Genomic DNA, 15,006 nt, shown 5'->3' on the forward strand with positions numbered 1-15,006 from the left:
AATTTAATCCTTTAATTTTGCTAATGCATCTAGCGCTGCATTAGTTTCAGCTTCTTTTTTACTTATACCTAATCCCACTCCATAAATTTGACCATCATGCATTGCTTGAGATTGGAATGATGGATGGTTAAATTGATCTGGGGGAGCAATTTGGACTGTATTATATGTAATACTTTCTTTGGTAGTGCTTTGAAAGTATTCTTGTAATGCACCTTTAGGATCTTTATTATCTTCATCGTGCAAGTTAATAATGCGTTCTTTTAGATAACGGAACGCAAAATTAGCTGCTACTTTTAATCCTTGGTCAATGTATATTGCACCAACCATTGATTCAAAAATATCTGCTTGTACTTTGGCACTTTGAATTACAGTTTCACGCATTTTACCAGGTCCGGTTTTTAAAATATCTAATAATCCAATTTCGCGTGAAATATAAGAAAGATATCCAGTTCCAACTGTTTTGGCTCTTAAACGAGATAATTCCCCTTGTCCCAGTTTTGGATAAGCTTTATACATAAAACTTGAAGTAAGCAATTGCAATACAGCATCTCCAAGGAATTCTAGTCTTTCATAGTCATTGTGACCCTTACGGTTATAACTTGGATGGGTAGTTGCTAGAATATAAGGCTCATAAGAGTTTGGCACAATATTGTGTTCTGCTAAAAACTGATCAAGTGTGGCAGATTTATTAATTTTCATCATTTGCCTCCACATTAACAGAACCTTTTAATTTTTCAAGTAAGTTAGCTTCTAGGGCTTGCTTCATATTATTTAGAGCATTATAATAAGCAAGTGAATCACTACTTCCGTGTGCCTTAAGTGCTAAAGCATTAACTCCAAGAACTCAAGCACTAGCAATTGAACGATAGTCTAATTTATTAGCTACTGCTTTAAATGCACGTTTAAGCAATAAAGCGCCAATTTTTCTTAATAAGCTAGGTTTAATTTCTTGCTTAAGCATATGCTTAAAGCTAGAAATTGCACCTTCATAACTCTTGATCATAATGTTACCGGCATAACCATCACATAACACTACATCACATTGACCTTTGAATAAAGATTTTGGTTCCATAAATCCTAGGTACTCAAAATCTAAAGTACCTTTTAGAATTTGATGCGCTTCTTGAGTTGTGCTATTTCCTTTGTAATCTTCAGTTCCAATATTAACTAAAGAGACTTGAGGACGAGATACTTGTCACATTGCTTTACAATAAGTTGCAGCTAGTGCAGCTCACTCTACTAAAAATTCTGTCTTAGTTTCTAAATTAGCACCAACATCTAAGATTACAAATTTACGATTATTACTTGCTGTTGCAATTGGCATGAAAGCTGGACGAGATACTCCAGGTAATCTTTTAGCCTTTAGAGTTAAAGTAGAAATATAAGTTCCACTATCTCCACTAGATAAAATTGCGTCAGCTTCCTTATTTAATACCAAGTTTAATGCTTGATTCATTGAAGTGTCTTCTGACATTGATTTGCGAATATTTCTTGGATCACTAGGTTTGTTAGCGTTTTGAATTAGTTCTAAGTTAGCTGCATCATTTAAATCAGCAACTTCCTTAATATTCCCAACTAGTTTAACTAGTACATCAGGATTTTCACTTGCAAATCTTTGAGCTCCTAAAAAACATTCAAGGACACCTTTATCATTTCCATTAGCATCAAAAGCAATTGTATATTTATATTTCATTATTCGATTCCTATCAAGAATTGATATGTTGGTTGGTTTCCTTCAACGATATCAACTTCACAATCATAAGTAGCATTAATGTAGTTTGAAACTTCTTCAGCTTCTCCTAAATTACTTTCATCCCCATAATAGATTGAAACTAATTCACTACTTGGTTTGATACTGCTTTTTAAAATTGCTTTGACTGCTGCCATTACTGTTGTATGAGCTGAAATAATCTTGCCATCAATAATTGCTAAATATGAGCCATTTTTGATTTTAACTCCATTTAAAGTAGTGTTTCTAATAGCCTTAGTTACTTCTCCAGTTACTACTGTAGCAATTGATTCTTCAATCATTTCAATGTTTTCTTCAGCAGATAAATCATGGTTGAAGTTTAACATTGCAGTAATTCCTTGTATTTGAGATTTAGTTGGCACTATAAGAACATTTTTATTATCAATAACTTGTGCAACTTGTTGCGCTACTAAAATGATGTTTGAGTTATTAGTTAGCACAAAAACTGTTTCAGCATTAACATTATTAATTGCATTGATTAAATCTTGAGCAGAAGGATTTTGAGTTTGGCCACTTTCTACAATAAAGTCGCAACCCAATTCTTTCATCCGTTTAACAATTCCACTTCCAAGGTTGCATGAAACAACTCCACATAATTTACGAGCTTCATTATTTTGAGCTTCTTGTTTCATCTTTTCAGCATTAGCTTTTGAATAGTTGGCTTGTAAATTCATGTTTTCAGATTTAATCTTGATAAATTCACCATATTCTTGAGCTAGGTTTAATAATTTTCCTGGCTTAATAGCGTGTCCATGCACTTTAACTAAGTTATCATCATTAACAACCACAAGTGAGTTAGCTATTTTTTCAAGACGTTTAGTAAAGCTTTCTTTATCAAATTTTTCAGGATTGTCTAAGTCAATTAAAACTTCTGTACAATATCCAAATTCGCCTTCATAAACTTCAGTTTCGCTAATAAAGTTGTTAATGTCATCATTTTGTTCAGAGATAGCTACAAAACGATCATGTAGGGCTTCATTAATTCCTCATAGAATTGTGTAAAGTCCTTCTCCACCACTATCTGTAACACCAACTTCTCTTAAGGTTTTAAGTTTATTTGGAGTTTCATCACAACTTTTACGAGCAAAAGCTAAAGCTTTATCAAAGAATTCAACATAAGTAACAGTTTTGCCTTCAAATTCCAATTTTAAGTTTTCAGTTGTTTCACGTATAACTGTTAGTATTGTTCCTTCAACTGGTTTAAAGACTGATTTATAAGCTCTCGCTGTCGCACCTTCAAAGGCTTGGATTAAGTCAGCAGTATTTAAGTTGCCTTTATCAGCTGTACCTAATGCAAACCCTTTAAATATTTGAGAAAGGATAACTCCTGAGTTACCTCTTGCTTCATAAATCATGTCATGAGCCATATCGCTTAAAATTTTTGACACAGGTTCATTTGCGTTTGCTTCAAGATTAGTTACAGTGGCTGCAATTGTAGAAGCCATATTTGTTCCTGTATCACCATCAGGAACTGGGAAAACGTTTAAGGCATCAATTTTATTTTTAGCATTAACTAAGGCATTAGCACCTGAAATTAAAGCATTTGATAAAATTGCACCAGTTAAGATATTTTTATCCTGCATTGTTTACTCCTTTAATAATTACTGTTAGATTTAATAATTTCAATTTCTTCTTCTTTAAAGCAAAGTCAATTTGTTTAAATAATTGTGTCACAATAAATTTAGCTGAAACTCCATCTAAAATTGTGAAAGCTAACTGTACACTTAAACCAGTTGATGAAGTCGTGACATTAATTAACTCGGGTAAGAGTGCTTGACAATCATCTAACTCGTCACAAGGTTTATCTAAGTCAAGTGTAGGCTTATGTAACTTAACAATCCCTGGAACTGCAGATAATGAATCAATGCATAATTGTTTGATTTCTGAAATTTCCATATATTTTCTCCATTTTTAATTAGTATGTATATTTTACCTTATTTTTCAATATATACTATAGTATATATTTCAAGTTCTTGCCGGCAAAAAAAGTGCTAAAAGCCTGCATTTTTATTGCAAAATAATATAATTTAGTCATGGTTAGCATAGAAAAAGCACTTGTTATGAATATTTCTGAATATGAAGATAATAAATTCTTAGTCACATTCTTTGGGGCTAGGGGTACTTTTGCGCTCTATACTCAAGGTCTAGATAAGCCCGGATCCAAAAATCGTAGCAACCTGATTTTAGGTTCAATTGTAGAACTCGAGTACTTTAAAGCTCGCTTTGATACTAAAGTTGGGAAATTAAAAAAAGCGACTCTAGTAAAGCTATTTGACATTAGTAATTTAGAAAATTCATTATTTCTTGCCAAGCTAACAAAAGTCTTTTCTTACATCAAAACTCAGAACCATATTTTTGCTGAATATGATCGATACTTCTATGACATAGGCAAATATGACAATCAAAAAATACTAACTTATTTCATTGCTCAGCTGCTTGTTAATCAAGGATTTTGTAATTATTTTAATAAATGTCGAATTTGTGGAAGCACTAGAAATTTTATTTCTTTTGATGTACAATATGGTGGCTTTATATGCTACAAACATGAAGGCGAAGAGCCTTTAATGGATATTAAATTACTGCAATGTATTTGATCTTCATTTCATAGTTTAAATTCTTATGTGTTTCAAGCTACTGATTCAATTAATAAATACATTTTAAGCAACTATGTAAACTTTTTACATCAGCAAGGCTTTTGAGCAATTTCTTATTAATCCAATATTAATTCTTCAAATATTGGATTTTTTAATTGCAAATATCATTTTTGCTATTAAATTGAATAAGCAAGCCCTATTTTTCTACAAACTAGCGCCTTTTCTTCTAGGTTTTAAAACGTGAGAAATTCCATATTTTGTGGAATTTTCCACATAATAGCTAAAAAGAAGCGTGCCTAAATTAGGTACGTTTTTTGTTCTAAAACTAATACCCCCACGGCATAAGGATATTACCTTACTATATCATAGTGTTAAAATTAAAAAAGAAGCTTAAGCTTCCTTTGAAAGTAAGTTGTGTAATGTCACAATTTGATCAACTGTGAGTTGTTGAATACGAATATTATCATCATATCCCATAGCCGTGTAGGCAGCTAAAATTTGTTCTTTAGGATACTTAGCACTTAGTGCATATGAGAGCTTTTTACGTCTGTTAGCAAAACATAATTTGAAAAACTCTTTATGTTTATTTCAATCTTGAGAGCTAATTTCAGGTTTAAAAACTAAAGAAATAATTGCTGAATCCACCTTTGGTGCAGGCACAAAGCATCCTCTTGGAACTATAAATTCAATTTTACAATTTGCTAAATATTGGGCTGAAACCGATAATTTTGAATAGTCACTTGTATTGATTTTAGCGCATATTCTTTGTGCGACTTCTTTTTGTACCATTAAAAGGACACCTTTAAATTTTTCTTTATGTTCAAAAACTTTAAAAAGAATATCAGTAGTTATATAGTAAGGAATATTAGCAATTAAGTAGCTTTCTTCAATCTTGCTTAAGTCACTTTGTAAAAAGTCTTGGTGTATTAAATTAAATTTAGGATCACTGATTTCAGTATTTAATACATCCACCATATCTTGGTCAATTTCATATGATGTAACACTTTTAGCGCTTGGCAGTAGAGCTTTTGTTAAAGCTCCTCGTCCTGGACCAATTTCTAAAACATTTTCATTAGTAATTGGGAAGACATTAACTATTTTATGAATAATGTTTTGATCTTGTAAGAAATTTTGACCAAATTCCTTTTTGGCGAATCTTGGTTGATTATTTTTCATCTTTTAGTCCAAATAAATTTCTTAAATTACGATTGATCCGGTCAACAAATTTTTCAGTTCCAACTTGCTTAATTCCCGCCATATAATAAGCAACAAATAGCACTGTATTTGGTTCGTTTAATTCGCCTGTGTAAGGGTGAACTCTTAAATAAGGTGCATCAGTTTCAGTTAACATACGTTCTAAAGGTAGGTAGGAAATAACTTCTCTAGCTTGATCATTTGTGCCATAAGTTATAGATCCACTGAATGAAAAATATAAATTAGGAAATTGTTCAAACTTTTTAGCTCACTCTAACGTACCACTATATGTATGTAGCATGCATTTTGTATTAGGATACTTGCTTAATATATCAAAGGCATCTTGGTAAGCTAAATCGCAATTATCTTTGTCACGAATATGAATTACAGCTGGTAAATTATATTTATTAGCTAAAATAATTTGATTAGTTAAAGAATCAATTTGGTTTTGACGACTTGGAGCATCCTCATAGTAATAATCAAGTCCAATTTCGCCAATCCCAACTACATCTGGAGTCAATAATTCTTCCACTTGCTTATAGTCATTTCCGTCAATTCCAGATTCAGGATGAATTCCAATGATTGGTTTGATAATGTCGTATTTTTTAGCTAGTTCAAGCACTTCTTTATTTTCTTCTGGATGTCCACCATTTACCATTAAAAAATCAATTCGATTATGATATGCTTGTTCCACTATCATATCAATGATATCTGGAGATTTATAGTAGTTAATGCTTATGTGATTATGAGCATCAACAAATTTATTACGTTTCTTTCCCATTTTACTTACCTAAACAGAAGTTACTAAACATAATATCTAATAAGTCTTCTCTGTTTACATTTCCTTTTATATTTTGTAGTGCGTCTCATGCAGCATATAAATCTACAATAATGACGTCAAATGTATAATATAGCTCTAAAGAAGTTTTAGCATTCTTTAAACATTCTAAAGCTTGCTTAATTAATGATAATTGTCTTGTGTTAGAAAAAATTCTTTCATCAAAAATATCTATGTTAGCAAAGTTAGCTACTAACGCTTGCTCCAAGGCAGAAATGTTATTTTCAAGAGCTGAAATTTTAACAAGTCCAGGCTCATTGTAACTATTATCTAAATCAATTTTATTAAGTACTTTGATATAGAATTTGCCAAGTTCCTTAGCACGAGCTTGTACTTGTAAGTCAAATTCATCCATCCCTTGAACAGTGTCAATAACATGCACTACTAGGTCAGATTTTTCAATTTGTTCAAGTGATTTTTTAATTCCAATTTGCTCAATTTTTTCCTCAGTTTTTCTTAATCCAGCTGTATCAACTAGTTTAAATAACATATCGTTAATTTTATAAGTTGCTTCCACTAAATCACGGGTGGTACCAGCAATATCAGTAACAATAGCTTTATCTTCTGAAAGTAAGCTATTTAATATACTACTTTTACCAACATTCGGTTTTCCTAAGAAAGCAACTTTAACCCCTTCAAATACATAACGAGAATCTTCTGAAATCTTAACAATTTCAGAAAGTTTTTTAATTAAGTACTCTAGTTTGCTTAGCATGACTTGGTTGTCCATTTGTTCTACATCTTCATATTCGGGATAATCAATATTTACTTCACAAGTTCCAATTAATAGTGCTATTTCATTGAGAAATTCATCAATCATTGTTGATGTTTTTCCTTTGAACTTATTTACTGAAGCACTTGCTTGAGAACCTGTTTGTGCCATAATTAAGTCATGAATTGCTTCAGCCTTAACAAGATCCATTTTGCCATTGAGAAAAGCTCTTCGAGTAAATTCTCCTCTTTCAGCTAATCTAGCACCATTTTGTAATAAAAGCTCTAGTACTTTATTTGTTACTATAATTCCACCGTGGCAGTTAATTTCAATTAAAGGCTCTCCAACATAATTATTATATGTAACTGAACCATCAGGATTTGGCTTGCCTAAAAACCACATTACCAGAACTTCGTCTACTAATGTTTCGCCATCATAAATGTGACCATAAGTAATATTATGATCACTCCCCATTCTTCCTTTATAAATTTTTGAAATAATTTCTTTTACATCAGGACCCGCTAATCTTACTATTGAAATAGGTTGATTAACATGTGAACCTGAACTAATTGCTGCTATATTATCATACATAGCTATATTTTATTAAATTAATCAATTTAGTTAAATATTTTATTTCGCAACTAAATAGTGGCCTAAAGCTATTAAAAAAACATATCATAAGTTTATTATGATATGGAAAGTGCTTACTTAGGATTTATTTCTGCTGCTTGAAGAATATAGAAAATAGGCAATTCATGGTCAGTAATTGAAATTTCAGTTCATATTTCGCTATATTTAATATTATCCCCTAGTCTATCTCTTATCTCTCCTACGGGTAAGTTTAATTCTAAACTAGTTTGATTATCTTTAATATCGCGAATATAAGTTTCTAACTCTTTGAAAAAGTTATAACTGTATTTATCTTGCTCTATTAATTTATAATTTAGTTCAATTAACTTAATATCTTTACTGTCTTCTTCTTGTATCTTGTTGTTTGCATTATTTATTGATAATATATATGCAATTGCAGAGCTAATTAGTGGCTCATATTCATTTTTAAACATTGAATAAGTCAATGGAATAGCATTATTTAAATTTATTCCAACACTAAGAGCATTTTCACGAGTCTTTTTATTTTCTATTGTATATTTTTGACTAAATTTATAAGAGAATCATAGCGAAATATGTAAGCTAAAATTATCATTTTCTTTTTTACTCTTGGCCTCTTTTAAAGAAATAAGGCTATAATCTTCATTTTCTTTTATAGCTTTTAGCACTCATTCCCATGAACTTATAATATTTGATATCTTTGCATATTGTTCAAGTCGTCCATAACGTCCATATACTTTATCCGTTAGTAAAGGAGATATTTTAGCATCATCATCAGAATTATGAAATCATGATGGGAAAAGTTTTGAAAACTCATCATTTTGTTTTTTAATTAAAGCCTCAATCTCATTTTTTGTTTCAGTTAAATCACCATTTGGAAAATCAAGAATTGAAATTGCTCCATTACTGTATTGCTTCATATTTTTCAACACGTCTCATAGATTATTATTTGCTAATGTTGCAAACTTAGAATTGTCTTCAACAATATCAGGATCTACTATATAAGCACTTGGAACAACTAACTTTTTAAAAAGATCTTGAATATTATTTATTCAATATACATTTTGATTTAAGCTTTTATACTCATAACTTTGAATGATATCTAAAATATATTTAATATAGTTATTTAGTGTATAAAGATTAGCTAAATTATTGTTTTTATTAACAAATACCACTTTATATATATCATCCACAAGTTTCTCGTAAAAATCAACTACAACTGCTGATTTATTAAATTCTTGAGTATTGGCTTGTTCAGTTAAAGCATCATATAAGTTTCCAACCAGCATTTTATATCATTGCTTATCACTATATTTTTCATTATATTTTAGTATTGCTTCAACATTTGCTCAATCAATGAAGGCTGAAGCATTAATTGAGATTTTCTTATTGAATTTGGGATTAATTTTTAAGAATAATGAATTAATGTGATTAATGGTTGTAGCATTTGATTTTTTAAGTGCATTATAATTAGCAGCTAATTGTGCATTTTTATACAACTTTTGTCCATTTAGTTCTGGTTCCTCTTGATGAGTACATGAAGAAGAAACAATTGGTAATGTGGCAAAAGCACCAATTGTTGTAAGACATAAAATAGTTTTGATTTTTTTCATATCACTCCCGTAAACCCAAAATGTTGAATTTAACTCAAATAAATATTTACTCAGTTTGAACATTAGGCCTATAAATAATATCTATTTATTTATATTATATTCTTTATACTTTCAGCCTACCAGGAATGTGGAAATTTTCAACACAATTGCGCCCTTAGTATATAGTGCTAAAAGTCCTTATTTTTGTATTCATTTAATATTTTTTATTTTTGCAGTGATATAATTTAAACATTAAGCAAAAATGAATATAAAAGTTGTGTTTTAAAGAGATTTCTTATCCCATTTTGTGCTTAATTTACTAAAAATTAAGGAGGTAATATGGGACATAAAAAAGAATATGCAAGACAAAAAATTAAGAGTTCTTTACTTGCTTTCGCATTCTTATATCGGATCAAAAAACCATGACAAAAAATCTTGGTGATGACCATAATCGGAACTGTTATGGGTCTATTTGGGGTGTTACTACTTCAAAATACTGGTCTATATGCTCTTGGGCTGGAAGCTTTTGGACAAGGAATTGGTAGTTTCTTTCTATACTACATTCAATCTAAAAATCCAGACTCTAATTTAGGTTACATTGTCTTTAACCTTTGTTTCTGATTAATTTATTTTATCTTAAACATCCCTCTTTTAGTCTTATCATGAAAGAAAATCTCACATAGTTTTACCATTTATACAGGTTACTACTTATTTATTTTTACACTGGCTGGGGTAATTTTCGGTTTCATTCCTGGGATTAACGAAGTTTATTTATTCACAAACTTAAAAGCTAATTCACCAGCAATTTTTGTTCAAAATGAAGTCCAAGTTGTGCTTTGAAACTATGATAAAGATGCAATTAAACACATGGCCATATTCTTATATTCACTTTGCTGAGGTATGTTACAAGGAATAGCTGCTGTAGCTTGCATAATTATCGGATCTTCTACTGGTGGTTTTGATATTTATGGAATGTATATTGCTAAAACCAAGCTAAAAGATATTGGTACTGTCTTTCTCTTCTTAAACTTTATTTCATTAACTCTTGCTAACATTATGGGATCTTATATTCCGGCTTCAATGTCACTGGCGCAAAAGCCACTAGAAGGAAATAATCCATGAGCGCTTGATATTTTCTTTAATTTAAACTATGTATCAGGATTTTTCATGTTATTAATTAATGCCTTTATTGTTAACTTTACTTATCCAAAAAATAAATTAGTGCAAACTCAAATCTTCTGTGATCACCCATTTCAATTAATTGAACAAATTAATAAACTTTCAAATCGTACATATACTTTTTCAATTGTAGAAGTAATTGGTGGATATTCTCGTACTAAGAAATATATGATTACAACTAATACTCAATATTTAGATGCAGCTGATTTGTTCATGGTAACTAAGAAAATTAATAAAGATTTATTTATTTCGATTCTTGATCTGAAAAAAGGTGATGGTTATATGTTTATCGAAAAATAGTATTGTTCCAACAGGGACAATTTTTTCTTTTTAACTAGCTTTTTGGGTCCAAAATTTAAAATTTTATAGAAAAATTGTTTAGTTTAAACTAAATATGCTATATAATATTAAGCATATGGGGCAGTACTCAAGAGGCTGAAGAGGTGGTCCTGCTAAGACTATAGGGGAGGCAACTCCCGCGGAGGTTCAAATCCTCTCTGTCCCGCCAGTAATTACTAGGAAACTAGTTTTTTTTATGCATTTTTGCTTCTAAAATGAAAATGTGGAACAAAAACTAATTTTCCACAATTCACGAGAATTATTTTCTAAAAAATATTTTTTTGTTCTATAATATAGGTATAAACAACAAACACATACCTTAGAGAGGAATAAAAACATGACAAAAAAAGAATTCATTAACGAAGTATCAGAACGTTCAGAATTTACACCTAAAGATGTAGAAAAAGTATTTGATGCTATGGTTTTTGTTCTAAAAGAACAATTAATTATGGAAGAAAAAGTAAGATTATCACACCTAGGTATCTTCTCTACTTCAATCAAACCAGCTAGAACAATGTCAAATAAATTTAAGAAATCAGCAGATGAACCAGACTACATCGAAGTACCACAAAGACGTGTTGTAAAATATACACCTTCTAAATACTTACGTGACTTAGTAGACTTCAAAGCTTAATTAAGAATATTTAAAAAACCAGGAAACTCAAGGATTAGTTTTCTTGAGTTTTTCTTTATCTCTTCATATGTTATCGACTTATGCATTTGATATTGTCCCAATACATATGGTATATTAACTAAGTAAAACTCATTATATAGTGAAAAATATACAATCACAAAAGCAATCCCATTATGAGTGACAATTAGTTTCAAATAATCTAGCTGGTGGGCTTGAAAGTTACTCAGATCCAAACGATTTTCATTTGTGCTTTTAGCTTCAAAACAAATAAATCTACCTTGATACATACCTATGTAATCAACTGTAGATTTCTTGAGACTAAAAGTGCCACGAAATTTATTTCTATTGCTACGTGTAAGTGCTTTTAATTCCATAGGCGTAGCCTTTTTCTCGATATAAGCAATATCATTGTTTCAATAATAAGCTAGTGTTTGATTAATAATTGTTTCTAAAAACATCCCACGATTTTTATTGTTCATATACTAATAAATTAAAAATTAACTAAAGTGAACTAAAAAACAACTTTTCCTTGCTTTTGTTTACTTTTAGCATAAGAAAATTGCAATTGTAAAGCGAAAAATCTCACAAAATATGATGCATTTATATTTAGGTTTTAAATTTAAATTTATTAAAATATAGTAAGAAGGTAAAAATGAATAAAATTTTAATAATTGGTAACTGAAAAATGAATTTAACATATACAGAAGCGGAAATGTATATCGCTAAAATTAAGGATCTTTATCAACAAAACGCTTCAGTCTTTAATAATAAAGTTAGTTTCGGAATTGCAGCTCCCTACACATGTTTGGCTGCTTTTAGAAACCTTAAAATAGATAATTTTGTCTTAGTTGCTCAAGATGTTTCAAGCCACCAAGAAGGATCTTATACAGGTGATGTTAGTGCAGCTATGCTTAAGGATTTAAATGTTTCATATGCTATTATTGGACACAATGAACGTAGAGCACACTACAAGGAAGATAATGCTCTCATTAACGCAAAAGCTAAGCAACTTATAGCTAATGGTATTACGCCAATAATTTGTGTTGGAGAAAACTTACACGATTTTGAAAGTGGTCAAACTAAAAGTGTAATTAAGCAACAAGTCTTGGAATCAAGTGCTAATTTACCACATGATAAATTTGTTATTGCTTATGAACCAGTTTGAGCTACTGGAACAGGTAAGTGTGCTTCATCATGTCAAGCTCAAGAAATTTCTGAATATATCCGTTCTTTAGTGGATCAAAACTGTCATATTTTATATGGTGGAAGCGTAACCGAAACTAATGTAACTAAACTAATTAACAAAGATGATATCGATGGATTCTTAATTGGCAAGGCTTCATTAAATGTTAAACAATTTTTTGACATACTAATGGAAGTGGCACATAATGAAAAATAATAAAATAAAAGTCTTTATTGATTTTGAAGCAATTACTAACAACTTTTTAAAACGTTTACCTGGTAACTTAAATGTTCAATTTCTACCTTATTGCTATACGATTGGGATGTATCGTGAAAATGATTTAAATAAAGGTTTTATGACTAAAACCTCAATGATGTCATTTAAGAATTTTAACTATCGTACTTATTTAAATAAACTTAAATCTAATCTGTTAAATGATTTATCTATTTTGGCTAAAGAAGAAATTTCTGCTGCTAATTTAGCTGAAAAAGTTGAATTTTATGGTTGAAACCCCCAAATGGAAAACATCATTTTAAATAAACTATTTGGGATTAATTGTTTTAATGCTTCAAAATACAATGGTAAGCGTTTATTATCACTTAAAATTGTTGTACCTCATTTACATAGGGATGACTATTTTATTGCTACTAGAGCCCTATTTGAGGCTAAACAGCCAGAAGTAGATACCAGTATCTTTGATGATCCAGGCTTTGCTGCAAGCTTTTTAGGTTTCATTCGTTTTCAATTATTTAATAAAGCTAAAAAACCAACTAATAAATTAAACTTAACCTTACAAGACTTGCAAATTATTGATACCGATATTGTTAATTATAATAAGGATGATGTATTAAAACTAGATTATTGTTATCGTAATCAAGATATCATATTGCAACGTTCAAATCATCTTAATACAATTGATTCTAACATCAATAAAACTACTTCAGCTCTATCTCATCAAAAGAAACTGTTAAAGAACTTTACTAAGTATGCTAAAAAGTATGAAGAAACTCAAGCTGATGATTCATTACTGGCACTTGAAAAATATGCAAATGATAAAATTCACGAATGTAGCTTGCTATTAAAATTTATTAAAAATCTCCCTGAAAATGTAGCTTCTCTTGAAGATGCTATCATGTGAGCTGAATTAAAAATTGAAGCAACAAATGACAAAATTGAACATTTCAAAAAAGAACGTAAAGAATTTTAAATTACTGGCTTGCCAGTATTTTTTTATAAAAAAATGTGCACAGGGCACATTGTAATTATTATAGGTATGTTTCACTAGGTTTTAGTAATTCAAGAGGGAATTCCACAACAATTTTCTTACCAAATGATTCAAGTTCTACAACAGCAATATCTCTATCAACATCAAGTAAAGCAATAGGTCCAATTTCACCTTTATATGGTCCATTAATTACTTCAACAAGGTCACCTAATTTAAGTCCAAGTAAGTTCTTACCTTCATTAAATAATTTTAAGTATTCAGCTTCAGCTTTAATCATTTTTCTAATTTCGCTAGCTGATACTGGAGTTGGTTTAGCTCCTTTTCCTGATGATCCGATAATCCCTGTAACATATTGAGTGTTACGGATAACGTATCAAGCTTCATCAGTCATATCCATGTTAGCAAAAATATAACCTGGATACATATTTACATATTTGATTTTGTAAGGTTCCCCAATACGTTTCTTTTCCATTTCTTTAGGTGTTAATGTTGGTTTTGAGTACATTTTGAAAGCGCCAAATTCTGTAGCTTCTTGATTAAATGAATCAGCAACGTTTTCAGCCACAATTCTGTTTTTTAATGCTTCTAGAACTTGTTCTTCTTTTCCACGAATAGTAGAAATCATATATCATTTAAAGTTTGTATTCATCTTGTCTCCTTATTTTCCTGCACCAATTGCAGTTCATAATGATGTAAATCCGATTGTTACACCATACACAAATAAAGCAAATATTACTGTAAAGATTATTATCTTAGCTAAATTTTTTCAATTTTCTTTTGGTGAAGATCATCTAACACGTTTAATGTCTTTGACAACCTTACGCAAGAAATATCTTTTTTTGCGATTTTTTCATCTTTCTTTTAAAGATGGTTTCTTTTCTTCAACCACTACACTACTAGTATCAGTAACTTCTGATGTTTCAACTTGTGTTTCATTTTCTAAATTCATTATACTTCCTCTTTATGCAGTGAGTGTACTTTACAGCGTGGACAGAATTTCTTAATCGCAATTCTCTCTGGATTACCCGCACTTTTAACTGTGACATAATTCTTTTTACGACACAATTCGCAAGCTAGTGATACTTTATTATTTTTCATATGTTTATTTTATCATAAGTTGCAAAAATTGCTTGTTTTTAATATAAAACTTTATAAGT

At 30.2% G+C, this 15,006-nt stretch carries 17 protein-coding genes and 1 tRNA gene; 6 read left to right on the forward strand and 12 right to left on the reverse strand.

Annotated features, from left to right (window positions below):
• Positions 1–3 precede the first annotated feature (3 nt).
• The 4 genes from rnc to ACM0IS_RS02815 are packed head-to-tail and all read right to left on the reverse strand — an operon-like array spanning position 4 to position 3,646.
• Positions 4–702 (reverse strand): ribonuclease III, encoded by a 699-nt coding sequence (rnc, locus tag ACM0IS_RS02800; protein ID WP_416755975.1) that lies wholly within the window; start codon positions 700–702, stop codon positions 4–6.
• Positions 689–1,693, reverse strand: a complete 1,005-nt coding sequence (plsX, locus tag ACM0IS_RS02805) for a phosphate acyltransferase PlsX (RefSeq protein WP_416755976.1) — start codon at positions 1,691–1,693, stop codon at positions 689–691. The genes rnc and plsX overlap by 14 nt, the downstream gene beginning before the upstream one ends.
• Positions 1,693–3,333, reverse strand: coding sequence for a DAK2 domain-containing protein (locus tag ACM0IS_RS02810; protein ID WP_416755977.1), 1,641 nt, complete (start codon positions 3,331–3,333; stop codon positions 1,693–1,695). Before ACM0IS_RS02810 ends, plsX begins: the two co-directional genes overlap by 1 nt.
• Complete coding sequence (locus ACM0IS_RS02815) at positions 3,323–3,646, reverse strand: hypothetical protein (protein WP_416755978.1); 324 nt, start codon at positions 3,644–3,646, stop codon at positions 3,323–3,325. Before ACM0IS_RS02815 ends, ACM0IS_RS02810 begins: the two co-directional genes overlap by 11 nt.
• Positions 3,647–3,783: 137 nt before the next feature.
• Between ACM0IS_RS02815 and recO the strand changes: the two genes are divergently transcribed.
• Entirely contained in the window at positions 3,784–4,464 is a 681-nt protein-coding gene (gene recO, locus ACM0IS_RS02820) for a DNA repair protein RecO (protein ID WP_416755979.1), read from the forward strand.
• Positions 4,465–4,734: 270 nt separating this feature from the next.
• On the opposite strand, the gene rsmA is transcribed toward recO, so the two are convergent.
• The 4 genes from rsmA to ACM0IS_RS02840 all read right to left on the reverse strand — a co-directional run bounded on the left by rsmA (position 4,735) and on the right by ACM0IS_RS02840 (position 9,310).
• On the reverse strand, positions 4,735–5,520 hold the full coding sequence (rsmA, locus tag ACM0IS_RS02825; RefSeq protein WP_416755980.1) for a 16S rRNA (adenine(1518)-N(6)/adenine(1519)-N(6))-dimethyltransferase RsmA: 786 nt from the start codon (positions 5,518–5,520) through the stop codon (positions 4,735–4,737).
• Entirely contained in the window at positions 5,510–6,319 is an 810-nt protein-coding gene (locus tag ACM0IS_RS02830; protein ID WP_416755981.1) for a TatD family hydrolase, read from the reverse strand. The genes rsmA and ACM0IS_RS02830 overlap by 11 nt, the downstream gene beginning before the upstream one ends.
• Position 6,320: 1 nt before the next feature.
• Positions 6,321–7,679 carry a tRNA uridine-5-carboxymethylaminomethyl(34) synthesis GTPase MnmE gene (gene mnmE, locus ACM0IS_RS02835; protein WP_416755982.1) on the reverse strand — a complete coding sequence of 453 codons (1,359 nt, stop codon included), beginning with the start codon at positions 7,677–7,679 and terminating at the stop codon, positions 6,321–6,323.
• Between the two features lie 113 nt (positions 7,680–7,792).
• On the reverse strand, positions 7,793–9,310 hold the full coding sequence (locus ACM0IS_RS02840) for a hypothetical protein (RefSeq protein ID WP_416755983.1): 1,518 nt from the start codon (positions 9,308–9,310) through the stop codon (positions 7,793–7,795).
• A 318-nt stretch (positions 9,311–9,628) separates the two neighbouring features.
• Here ACM0IS_RS02840 and ACM0IS_RS02845 point away from each other — a divergent pair, with 318 nt between their 5' ends.
• The 3 genes from ACM0IS_RS02845 (at position 9,629) to ACM0IS_RS02855 (ending at position 11,441) form a co-directional block, all read left to right on the forward strand.
• Positions 9,629–10,768 carry a YitT family protein gene (locus ACM0IS_RS02845; protein WP_416755984.1) on the forward strand — a complete coding sequence of 380 codons (1,140 nt, stop codon included), beginning with the start codon at positions 9,629–9,631 and terminating at the stop codon, positions 10,766–10,768.
• Positions 10,769–10,885: 117 nt separating this feature from the next.
• Positions 10,886–10,976 (forward strand) — tRNA-Ser (locus ACM0IS_RS02850).
• Positions 10,977–11,126: 150 nt separating this feature from the next.
• On the forward strand, positions 11,127–11,441 hold the full coding sequence (locus tag ACM0IS_RS02855; RefSeq protein ID WP_416742042.1) for an HU family DNA-binding protein: 315 nt from the start codon (positions 11,127–11,129) through the stop codon (positions 11,439–11,441).
• Here ACM0IS_RS02855 and recU read toward each other — a convergent pair.
• On the reverse strand, positions 11,438–11,920 hold the full coding sequence (gene recU, locus ACM0IS_RS02860; protein ID WP_416755985.1) for a Holliday junction resolvase RecU: 483 nt from the start codon (positions 11,918–11,920) through the stop codon (positions 11,438–11,440). The two genes, ACM0IS_RS02855 and recU, sit on opposite strands and share 4 nt — an antisense overlap.
• A 173-nt stretch (positions 11,921–12,093) precedes the next feature.
• Here recU and tpiA point away from each other — a divergent pair, with 173 nt between their 5' ends.
• Together tpiA and ACM0IS_RS02870 are read left to right on the forward strand one after the other, a co-directional pair.
• Entirely contained in the window at positions 12,094–12,840 is a 747-nt protein-coding gene (gene tpiA / locus ACM0IS_RS02865) for a triose-phosphate isomerase (protein WP_416755986.1), read from the forward strand.
• Complete coding sequence (locus tag ACM0IS_RS02870; protein ID WP_416755987.1) at positions 12,830–13,831, forward strand: hypothetical protein; 1,002 nt, start codon at positions 12,830–12,832, stop codon at positions 13,829–13,831. Before tpiA ends, ACM0IS_RS02870 begins: the two co-directional genes overlap by 11 nt.
• 58 nt (positions 13,832–13,889) lie before the next feature.
• Here ACM0IS_RS02870 and nusG read toward each other — a convergent pair whose 3' ends face one another.
• Genes nusG through rpmG form a run of 3 tightly spaced genes read right to left on the reverse strand, consistent with a single transcriptional unit; the run spans position 13,890 to position 14,947 of the window.
• Entirely contained in the window at positions 13,890–14,498 is a 609-nt protein-coding gene (gene nusG / locus ACM0IS_RS02875) for a transcription termination/antitermination protein NusG (protein WP_416755988.1), read from the reverse strand.
• 9 nt (positions 14,499–14,507) lie between these two features.
• On the reverse strand, positions 14,508–14,798 hold the full coding sequence (secE, locus tag ACM0IS_RS02880) for a preprotein translocase subunit SecE (RefSeq protein ID WP_416755989.1): 291 nt from the start codon (positions 14,796–14,798) through the stop codon (positions 14,508–14,510).
• On the reverse strand, positions 14,798–14,947 hold the full coding sequence (gene rpmG, locus ACM0IS_RS02885) for a 50S ribosomal protein L33 (RefSeq protein WP_416738397.1): 150 nt from the start codon (positions 14,945–14,947) through the stop codon (positions 14,798–14,800). The genes secE and rpmG overlap by 1 nt, the downstream gene beginning before the upstream one ends.
• Positions 14,948–15,006: the final 59 nt, after the last annotated feature.

This window comes from Mycoplasma aquilae ATCC BAA-1896 (assembly GCF_048074525.1).
GTDB classification, from domain to species: Bacteria; Bacillota_I; Bacilli_A; order Mycoplasmatales; family Metamycoplasmataceae; genus Mycoplasmopsis; species Mycoplasmopsis aquilae.